Source organism: Micromonospora zhanjiangensis, assembly GCF_042650605.1.
Classification (GTDB): Bacteria; Actinomycetota; Actinomycetes; order Mycobacteriales; family Micromonosporaceae; genus Micromonospora_J; species Micromonospora_J zhanjiangensis.
The window spans coordinates 1-8098 of the sequence record NZ_JBHSBN010000067.1 but is presented as its reverse complement, the minus strand read 5'-3'; the positions used below and the strand labels follow the sequence as shown (position 1 = coordinate 8098).

General features: G+C 73.0%; 11 protein-coding genes. 8 read left to right on the top strand and 3 right to left on the bottom strand.

What is annotated here, in order from left to right:
- Positions 1–112: 112 nt before the first annotated feature.
- Complete coding sequence (locus tag ACFOX0_RS33610; RefSeq protein WP_377553639.1) at positions 113–661, bottom strand: HIT family protein; 549 nt, start codon at positions 659–661, stop codon at positions 113–115.
- A 164-nt stretch (positions 662–825) separates the two neighbouring features.
- On the opposite strand from ACFOX0_RS33610, the gene ACFOX0_RS33605 reads away from it, so the two are divergent.
- The 6 genes from ACFOX0_RS33605 (at position 826) to crcB (ending at position 4851) form a co-directional block, all read left to right on the top strand.
- Positions 826–1491: a DUF998 domain-containing protein gene (locus ACFOX0_RS33605; protein WP_377553637.1), complete on the top strand. Its 666-nt coding sequence runs from the start codon at positions 826–828 to the stop codon at positions 1489–1491.
- Positions 1488–2672 (top strand): sensor histidine kinase, encoded by a 1185-nt coding sequence (locus ACFOX0_RS33600; protein ID WP_377553635.1) that lies wholly within the window; start codon positions 1488–1490, stop codon positions 2670–2672. Before ACFOX0_RS33605 ends, ACFOX0_RS33600 begins: the two co-directional genes overlap by 4 nt.
- Positions 2669–3349, top strand: a complete 681-nt coding sequence (locus ACFOX0_RS33595) for a response regulator transcription factor (protein ID WP_377553633.1) — start codon at positions 2669–2671, stop codon at positions 3347–3349. Before ACFOX0_RS33600 ends, ACFOX0_RS33595 begins: the two co-directional genes overlap by 4 nt.
- Positions 3350–3630: 281 nt before the next feature.
- The gene (locus ACFOX0_RS33590; RefSeq protein ID WP_377553631.1) at positions 3631–3816 is read left to right on the top strand and encodes a hypothetical protein; all 186 of its coding nucleotides are present in this window, start codon (positions 3631–3633) and stop codon (positions 3814–3816) included.
- 148 nt (positions 3817–3964) lie between these two features.
- Positions 3965–4489 (top strand): fluoride efflux transporter FluC, encoded by a 525-nt coding sequence (locus ACFOX0_RS33585; RefSeq protein WP_377553630.1) that lies wholly within the window; start codon positions 3965–3967, stop codon positions 4487–4489.
- Positions 4489–4851 carry a fluoride efflux transporter CrcB gene (gene crcB, locus ACFOX0_RS33580; RefSeq protein WP_377553628.1) on the top strand — a complete coding sequence of 121 codons (363 nt, stop codon included), beginning with the start codon at positions 4489–4491 and terminating at the stop codon, positions 4849–4851. Before ACFOX0_RS33585 ends, crcB begins: the two co-directional genes overlap by 1 nt.
- A 64-nt stretch (positions 4852–4915) precedes the next feature.
- Here crcB and ACFOX0_RS33575 read toward each other — a convergent pair whose 3' ends face one another.
- Positions 4916–5746 (bottom strand): PIG-L family deacetylase, encoded by an 831-nt coding sequence (locus tag ACFOX0_RS33575; RefSeq protein WP_377553626.1) that lies wholly within the window; start codon positions 5744–5746, stop codon positions 4916–4918.
- Positions 5747–5825: 79 nt separating this feature from the next.
- On the opposite strand from ACFOX0_RS33575, the gene ACFOX0_RS33570 reads away from it, so the two are divergent.
- A complete protein-coding gene (locus ACFOX0_RS33570; protein ID WP_377553624.1) occupies positions 5826–6539 on the top strand; it encodes a hypothetical protein in 714 nt (237 codons plus the stop codon).
- 42 nt (positions 6540–6581) lie between these two features.
- Here ACFOX0_RS33570 and ACFOX0_RS33565 read toward each other — a convergent pair whose 3' ends face one another.
- The gene (locus ACFOX0_RS33565; RefSeq protein WP_377553623.1) at positions 6582–7103 is read right to left on the bottom strand and encodes a hypothetical protein; all 522 of its coding nucleotides are present in this window, start codon (positions 7101–7103) and stop codon (positions 6582–6584) included.
- A gap of 235 nt (positions 7104–7338) precedes the next feature.
- Between ACFOX0_RS33565 and rnhA the strand changes: the two genes are divergently transcribed.
- Positions 7339–7809: a ribonuclease HI gene (gene rnhA, locus ACFOX0_RS33560; protein ID WP_377553622.1), complete on the top strand. Its 471-nt coding sequence runs from the start codon at positions 7339–7341 to the stop codon at positions 7807–7809.
- Positions 7810–8098 lie beyond the last annotated feature (289 nt).

Below are 8098 nucleotides of genomic sequence, written 5' to 3'. Positions count from 1 at the left end.
AACCCCGACCAGACCAAGACCATCGACCCCTGCAACCTGCAACTGCTCTACCAGGGCAAGTCACCCAGCGCCGGTGGCGACTACAACCTCCTGCCCTGGCGACCGGGCCTGCTCACCCTGCAGCGCTGACCGGACCGCGGAGGCCCTCGTCACCTACGGATGCGCCCGGCTGGTTCGCCGGGCGCATCCGGCCGGACAGCGGTCCCGTCGATGTGTCGGCGTGGGCGAGTTCGGCGCGCAGCGCGGTGGCGAGTTCGTCCTGCCGCTGCTCGGTGACGCGTTGGTCCTCCGGCGCGCCCAGGTAGCCGAAGACGCGGGGACCACGGCGGTCGTCGGGCAGGTCGGGCATTCGAGGCACCAGGTGGAAGTGGACGTGGGCGAAGCCCTCGTGCTCGGCGAACTGCACCACGTACGTCTTCACGCATCCGGTGACCGCACGCAGGGCCCGGGAGAGTCGGACCTGCCAGGTGCCGAGGGCGGCCGCCTCGGCGTCGGTCAGGTCGGCGATCGCGGTCACGTGCCGGCGCGGGACGAGCACCAGCCAGCCCGGCAGGGCCGAGTCGAAGGCGTGCACGGTCCGCCAGTGTTCGTCGGCGGCGACGAGTTCCCGCGGCGGCAGCGTGTCGATCTGCTCATTGTGGCGGCACGTGTAGCAGTCCATCGCCGAAGATTAGCGGCACGGCGGGTCAAACCCGGCAACCTCCTACAGCGTTCGGTGTACGAGGTACTCCCCAGGCGTCGGCGCGAGTGACACCCCCGGGGCGATGCCTCGGACCTGCGCCGGGCCATAGTGTCGACAGCCTCACCGACTAGGAGGTCGACCTGATGACGACAGCGGAACGCCGGGGAATGGACTGGACCCTGCGAGGACTGGGCCTTGCCCCGGTCACCCTCGCCGCGTTGGATCTCGCCAATCCGGACCGGGACTGGATCGAGCTGATGGCCAGCTACCTCGTGAACGGTCGGGCCGGTTGGCTGCTCACGGTCGCCTGCCTGACCCTCGCGGTCGCGTCGCTGGCGCTGGTGGACGCGGCGCGGCGGGCCGGGACACGCGGCCCGGGGCTGTGGCTGCTGCGCGTCTGGGCGGCCGGACTGGTGATCGGCGCCCTGGTGCCGGCCGACCCGCCCGGCAACTGGGACCAGTCCTCGGTCGCCGACGCGGTGCACGGCCTGGCCGCCCTGGCCGCGTTCACGGCCCTGCCGGTCGCCGCGGTCACGCTCACCCACCGATGGCGGCGGAACCCGCGGTGGGTGGCGAGCCGGCGGTCTTTGACGCTCGCGGCGGTCGCGGTGGTGTCCACGTTCCTGGCGTTCGTCGTGGTCTTCCTCGACGTCATCGGTGGGCCGTCGCTGTCCGTCGGATCCCACGAGAGCCTCGCCGGCCTGGCGGAACGGGCGATGATCTGGGCGTACGTGGCGTGGCTGGCCGTCGTGGCGGTCGCGTTGCGGCGGGAACGTGCCGGTGCCGCTTCGACCGCCGCGCTGCCGTGAGGTTGTCGTACCGGGACGCCTGGCCGGCGATCGCCGCCGGGGTGGCGCTCACCGCGGCCGGTGTGCCGGCCCTGGCGGTCGCCCTCGGCGGCGACCTGACCTGGGCCGGCGTGGGCGCCCTGACCGCGACGCTGACCGTCCTGCTCCTCGCCGCGCCCCGGTGGCCGCTGGCGGTGCTGCTGACGTCGGTCGGGGTCACCGTCGGCTACCGTACGGCCCACCTCGCCGACGTCGGCTGGGTCTGGCCGGCCACCGCCGCCTTCGTGGCCGCCGTCCTGGTCCGTCCCGCCTGGGCGTGCCTGGTCGGGGCGGTGACGCTGGCCTTCGCCGCCAACTGGGAATGGACGGTCGACGGCCACCCCGCCGCCTGGGTGGCCGGCCACCTCGGCGCCGAGACCCTGTGGCTGGTCGCCGTGCTGTCCGCCGCCACCGCCGTACGCGATCAGCGCCGCTGGCGGACGGAGGCGGCGGCCCGGCACCTGGCCGCGCTGCGCGAGGCCGAGGCCGACGCCGCGCGTCGGCGCGCCGAGGAACGGGTACGGATCGCCCGGGAGCTGCACGACCTGGTCTCCCACACGCTCGCCGTCGTGGGTGTGCACCTCAACGTCGCCCTGGACGCCCTGGACGTCGCGCCCGACGAGACACGGGCCGCCCTGCACCTGGCGCAGCGGGTCCGCGGCGGGGCAATGGCCGACCTGAACGCGCTGCTGGCGGTCCTGCGGGACGAGAACGCAACCGACGTACGGCCACCGGTCGCCCGACTCGATACCCTGACCGACATGGTGCAACGGGTACGCGCGTCGGGGCTGGCCGTCACGCTGCACGAGACCGGCGACCGGCAGGTCGTGTCCGGCCCGGTCGCGTTGGCGGTGTGCCGGATCGTGCAGGAGTCGCTGACCAACGCCGTACGGCACGCCGCCGGCTCCCGTGCCGAGGTCGTCCTGCGTTACGGACCGGACCGGGTCGAGGTGACGATCCACGACGACGGCGGTGACGCCTCCGGGCCGGCGGCCGGCGCGGCCGGTGACACCCGCGGCGGCGACCCCGGCGGTGCGGGGCACGGCATCGCCGGGATGCGGGAACGGGCCGCCGCGCTCGGCGGCCGGCTGACCGCAGGGCCGGTCGAGGCCGGCGGATTCGCCGTCCACGCGGTGCTCCCGGTCACCGGACCACCGCGATGATCAGAGTTCTGCTCGCCGACGACCAGCAACTGGTCCGGGCCGGCTTCCGCAGCCTGCTCAAGCGCGACCGCGACATCACGGTGGTCGGCGAGGCCGCCACCGGGGACGAGGCCGTCCGGGCCGTCGGCGACCTGCGCCCGGACGTGGCCCTGATGGACATCCGGATGCCCGGCCTGGACGGCATCGCCGCCACCGAACGCATCGCCGGCGACCCGGTCCTGCGTACCTGCCGGGTGGTCATCCTCACCACCTTCGAAACCGACGAGTACGTCTTCGCGGCCCTCGCCGCCGGTGCCAGCGGTTTCCTGACCAAGGAGATCGACCCCACCGACCTGCGGCACGCCGTCCGGGTGGTGGCCGCCGGCGACGCCCTGCTGTCGCCGAGCGTGACCCGGCGGGTCATCGCCGGCTTCGCCCACCGGAGCGCGTCCGCCCCCGACGGCGCGGCCCGCCTCGCGGCGCTCACCCCACGGGAGGGCGAGGTGGTCCGCCTCGTCGCGCTGGGGCTCGGCAACGAGGCGATCGCCGATCGGCTCGTGATCAGCCCGCTGACCGTCAAGACCCACGTCACCCGGGCCCTCATGAAACTGGACGTCCGCGACCGGGTCCAGCTCGTCATCCTGGCGTACCAGGCGGGCCTGGTGCGGGTGGGCGACGTTCCGACGACGGGAAACTGAGCCCGCTCGCGTGGCAGTCGAAAGACTGTGCGATCCAATCCATCGGACGAGGCCACGCTGTCACCGTTGTGGTGCCCACCGGCCACCCGCCGAAACCCCGGACCGGGTCCCGGCGGGAAATGCGGTCTGGCCACGGTGTTGTGCAGGGTGCCCCACGGCAAGTGATCGGACTGTGTCGGCGGCTCGGCGGCATGACGACACCGCTGGGAGGACTGGCTGTCCGTCGGGTGTGGTCGAGACATGGGTCCACTGTCACCGGACGCCTGCCGAGGGAGGAACGGATGGCCGCGCGCTGGAAGTGGTATCTGCGGCCCGGTCAGGTCGCGATCGACCTGACCGGGCAGGCCGCACCGGACGAGGACGCGCCGGGACGGCTGCGACGGCGGACCGTGGAGGACGTCGTCCCCACCGACCGGCCGCCCCCGTACCGCCCGGGCACCGGCGGAGAGCCTGAACCGCCACCCTGACCCGGGCCGGTCGGACCGGCCGGTATCGTGGGGCCGGAACCTACGGTTCACCGGCGGTGGGGCCCGCCGTCCCGGCATCGACCGGGAAAACCACGGCGATCGCCGTCGACGGTCCCTACCAGGCAGGCCATGACTGGTAGGAGGCCGGGTGTCCGAATTCGAGAGGCCGCCGATCGACCCGGATGTCGATCTTCATGTCCCGGCCGAGCGCCGGGAACTGCGGCCCCGACCGTGGCCCGTGCTGGCGGCGATCTCGGCCGGCGGAGTGCTGGGCGCGCTGGCCCGCTACGGGCTGCAGAGCGCCTTCCCGCACCCGGCGACCGGGTTCCCGTGGGCGACGTTCGGCACCAACGTCTCCGGTTGCCTGCTGATCGGGGTGCTCATGGTGCTGGTCACCCAGGTGTGGCCGGGCAGGGCGCTGGTCCGCCCGTTCCTCGGCGTCGGCGTGCTGGGCGGCTTCACGACCTTCTCCACCTACGTGGTCGACATCCAGCAGGCCGCCGTCGCCGGTGCCGCGCGTGTCGCGCTGGCGTACCTGGCGTTGACCCTGGCCGGTGCCATGGTCGCGGTGTGGGCCGGTGCCTCCCTGACGAGCCGGCTGGTCCGGCCGGGGGCCACGGCCGGACGATCACCGGACGAACCGACGGCCGACCCGGGCGGGGGTGGGCGGTGATGACGATCCTGCTGGTCGCGCTCGGTGCCGCGGTCGGCGCCCCGCTGCGCTACCTCACCGACCGCGCGGTGCAGACCCGTCACGACTCGGTCTTTCCGTGGGGCACCCTCACCGTCAACGTCGCCGGCTCGCTGCTGCTCGGATTCCTGGTCGGCCTGCCCGCCGGACCGGCCGCCACCGCAGTGCTGGGGACCGGCTTCTGCGGCGCGTTGACCACCTACTCCACCTTCAGCTACGAAACCCTGCGCCTCGTGCAGACCGGCGCCCGGTTCGCCGCGCTGGCCAACGTCCTGGCCAGTGTGGTGGTGGGCCTCGGCGCCGGCTTCGCCGGCCTGGCCCTCGCCCTCGCCCTCACCGCCTGACCGGGGCGGTGCGGCGTCGACACGGCGACCGCTGTCGCCGTGTCGACGCCACCAGCCGTACGGATCAGCGCAGACCGGCGAACAGGTCGTCCTCGGGGGTCGGTGCGCCGGTGGTGTCGTGCACCCGGACGAACGTCTCCACCCCCATCAGCTCGGTGAACCTCTCCTGGCCCAGCTGCAGGAAGAAGATGTTCTCGGCCTGACTCGCGTGCGCCGCCAACGACTCGAACTTCTGCGCCCCGTATCCGCTGGTGTCCACCCAGGTGGAGATCTCCTCGTCGGGCAGGCCGAGTTCCGGCATCTCCGGCGCGCCCTCGTCCGGCTCCGGGAACTCGACGCCGATCTCCTTCATCACCCGGCCGAACTCCTGGAACGCCGACCGCGGCACGGTGGTCCAGTACACCTTCGCGGGGACGTCGGTCTTCGCCACGGCGGCCATGGTGATCCGGTGCGCCTGGATGTGGTCCGGGTGGCCGTAGAAGCCGTTCTCGTCGTACGTGACGACCACGTCCGGCCGGTACTTCCGGATCAGCCCGGCCAGCCGCTCGGCGGCCTCCTCCACCGGCGTGTTCCAGAACGCGCCGGGCAGGTCGTTGGTGGCCCAACCCATCATCCCGGAGTCGTGGTAGCCGAGCGTCTCCAGGTGGGTGACCTCCAACGCCTTGCAACTGGCCGTCAGTTCGGCCTGGCGCATCGTCACCACGGCCTCCGGGTCATGCCCCGCCTCGCCCGGCTTGACCCCGCCGGGACCGTCGCCACACCGCCCGTCGGTGCACGTCACGACCACTGTCGTGATCCCCTCCGCGGCATACCGGGCGAGTACGCCGCCGGTGCTCGTCGCCTCGTCGTCGGGGTGCGCGTGCACCGCCATCAAAGTCAGGGAACGCTCAACCATGCGCTCACCCTACGGGGCCCGGGGGCGCCGCTCGCACTAATATGACCGGGTTCCGAGACCGCTGCTGAAACGAGGCGACATGGGATGGCTCCGGCAGTTGCTGGGTGGCCGGCAGGTCCAGCTCGACCCGGCCCGGCAGGAGGCGCTGCTGCGGGACGCCCGACACCGGTACGGGGCCGGCGCGCGGATGTGGTTCCCCGACCAGGTCGACGCGGTCACCCGGCTGCTGGACGGCGACGACGGGCTGGTCGTCGCGGCCCGGATCGTCGGTGAGGTCGCCGAGCAGGCGCACGCGGACCTGCAGGCCCAGGTCGCCGACGTGTACCGGCGTACCGGCCGGCGGCTCGTGGTGCACCGCCGCAACTACCGGCCACTGTGGAAGGAGGCCGGTCCCGCGTTGCGGTGGCCCCTGTTCGCGCTGCCGTGCGGCTTCCACCCGTACGCCCAGCTGGCCGCCGCCGTCGCGGTGCTCGGCGCCCGGGCGTCGCGGCTCGACCGGGTGACCGACCCGGTCCCGGTGGCGATCCACCTCTTCGAGGTGCTCGACCTGACCACCGCCGGCTGGGAGTTCGGACGGGTGCGGGTGGACACCGACTCGGCCGCCCTGGCCGACCGGCTGGTGTCGACCACCGGGCAGATCCTCGCCGCCATGGACAACCCGCCCCGGCTGCCGCCCCCGGTCCGCGAGCTGATGCGCCGCAACAACACCCTGCACGTGTACGACCCGGCCGGGGGTCGGGTGGTCGGTGGCCTCAACCCGGGCGCCCGGATGCGGGAGATCCTGCTCGCCTGAGCGACCTCGACTCCCGCCCGGCGGCTGTCGGCCGGAGGCCCGTCAACCGACCAACGGGTGTCGACGGTAGTCCGGCTCGGGCGGGTTGAAGGCGAGCCCGTTCTCGTCCAGCGCGTTGTAGATGGTCAACTGGCCGTCGGCGAAGGTGAAGCCGACCGCGACCATGCCGTTGGCGACGTCGGCGCCGGTCCACTCCAGCAGCTCGACCACCCGTAACGTCTGGCCGGGAAGCGCGGCGATCTCCGGTGAGGTGTCGTGCCGCCAGGCCAGCCGGATATCGTCGTCGGTCGGCCAGTCGACCGGCCGGGCCGGGTCCACCGTGTTCCACGTGATCGACAGGTCGTCGAACTTCTGGTGATTGATCTCCACCTGCTCACCCTCGAAGTCGAGCAGCACCGGCCCGTCGGCGAACCACGCGTCGTCGTCGAGGTCCCACAGCAGCCAGACCCGGTCCAGCCGGCGGCCGGCCAGTCGCCCGAGCCGCTCGCCGTGCGCGGCGGCGAGGGCGGTGACGCCGGTGAGCCACTGCGGCTGATAGCCGTCGATCCCGAAGTTGAACACCACGGGCGGCACCGTACCCGGGGCACGCCGAGCGCGCGAGTGGTGATCGCCCGCCGGTCGCCCGGCAGCGCCGGCCGGAGCGGCCCGACCGGCCAGGACGTTTCAACAACGTGGGTCCGGGCGTGTCAATCGTTCTGCCGGAGATCCCGAATGTAAGGATCCTCAGCGGTGACGCCCGCCCGCCGGCGACGACCGCCCTCGGCTCCGGTGTCGCCCCGCGCCCCGGTAGGTTTCCGGCATGGCGGATGCGAGGTTCGTGGAGATCTGGACCGACGGGGCGTGCAGCGGTAACCCCGGGCCGGGCGGCTGGGGGGCCGTGTTGCGCTACGGCCCGCACGAGCGCGAGCTGTACGGCGGGTCGGCCGAACCGACCACGAACAACCGGATGGAGTTGATGGCCGCCATCCGGGCCCTGGAGAGTCTCACCCGTCCCTCGGTCGTGCACCTCACCACCGACAGCACCTACGTGCGCAGCGGCATCACCAGCTGGCTGGCCGGCTGGAAACGCAACGGCTGGCGCACCGCGGCCCGGCAGCCGGTCAAGAACGCGGACCTGTGGCAGCGGCTGGAGGCGGCCGGGGCGCCGCACGAGGTGACCTGGCTGTGGGTCAAGGGACACAACGGCCACCCCGAGAACGAACGGGCCGACGCCCTGGCCAACCGGGGCGTCGCCGAATCCCGGTCCGCCAAGGTCGGCGGCCGGACATAGCCGGCAAAAACGAAACCGGCGCGACAGGCTCACCCGAACGTCACGGCGCCACCTCGCAATCCGGACATCGGGTTACGGATGTCCGCGCTATGAAGGCCCGTGGGCCGGAATCGCTGCGGGGGTGGGGGCGTTGAATCCCCCTGTACGACCGCAGTAGCGCGCCCCGTAGGTGGGCGCGGGCCGGGCGCCTCCGGGAATGGGTGCCGGCTGGCGGTCGTTACATCTGGTCGGCGCCCGCAGCGCCTTCCCCCCCCCCGTACCAGATCGAGCCGCCGGGTCCGCCCGGCGG

Excerpts from the sequence above, each read along its gene's own strand:
- ACFOX0_RS33610 (WP_377553639.1), bottom strand. The coding sequence starts at position 661 with ATGGACTGCTACACGTGCCGCCACAATGAGCAGATCGACACGCTGCCG.
- ACFOX0_RS33575 (WP_377553626.1), bottom strand. The coding sequence starts at position 5,746 with ATGGTTGAGCGTTCCCTGACTTTGATGGCGGTGCACGCGCACCCCGAC.
- ACFOX0_RS33605 (WP_377553637.1), top strand. The coding sequence starts at position 826 with ATGACGACAGCGGAACGCCGGGGAATGGACTGGACCCTGCGAGGACTG.
- crcB (WP_377553628.1), top strand. The coding sequence starts at position 4,489 with ATGACGATCCTGCTGGTCGCGCTCGGTGCCGCGGTCGGCGCCCCGCTG.
- rnhA (WP_377553622.1), top strand. The coding sequence starts at position 7,339 with ATGGCGGATGCGAGGTTCGTGGAGATCTGGACCGACGGGGCGTGCAGC.
- ACFOX0_RS33590 (WP_377553631.1), top strand. The coding sequence starts at position 3,631 with ATGGCCGCGCGCTGGAAGTGGTATCTGCGGCCCGGTCAGGTCGCGATC.
- ACFOX0_RS33570 (WP_377553624.1), top strand. The coding sequence starts at position 5,826 with ATGGGATGGCTCCGGCAGTTGCTGGGTGGCCGGCAGGTCCAGCTCGAC.
- ACFOX0_RS33595 (WP_377553633.1), top strand. The coding sequence starts at position 2,669 with ATGATCAGAGTTCTGCTCGCCGACGACCAGCAACTGGTCCGGGCCGGC.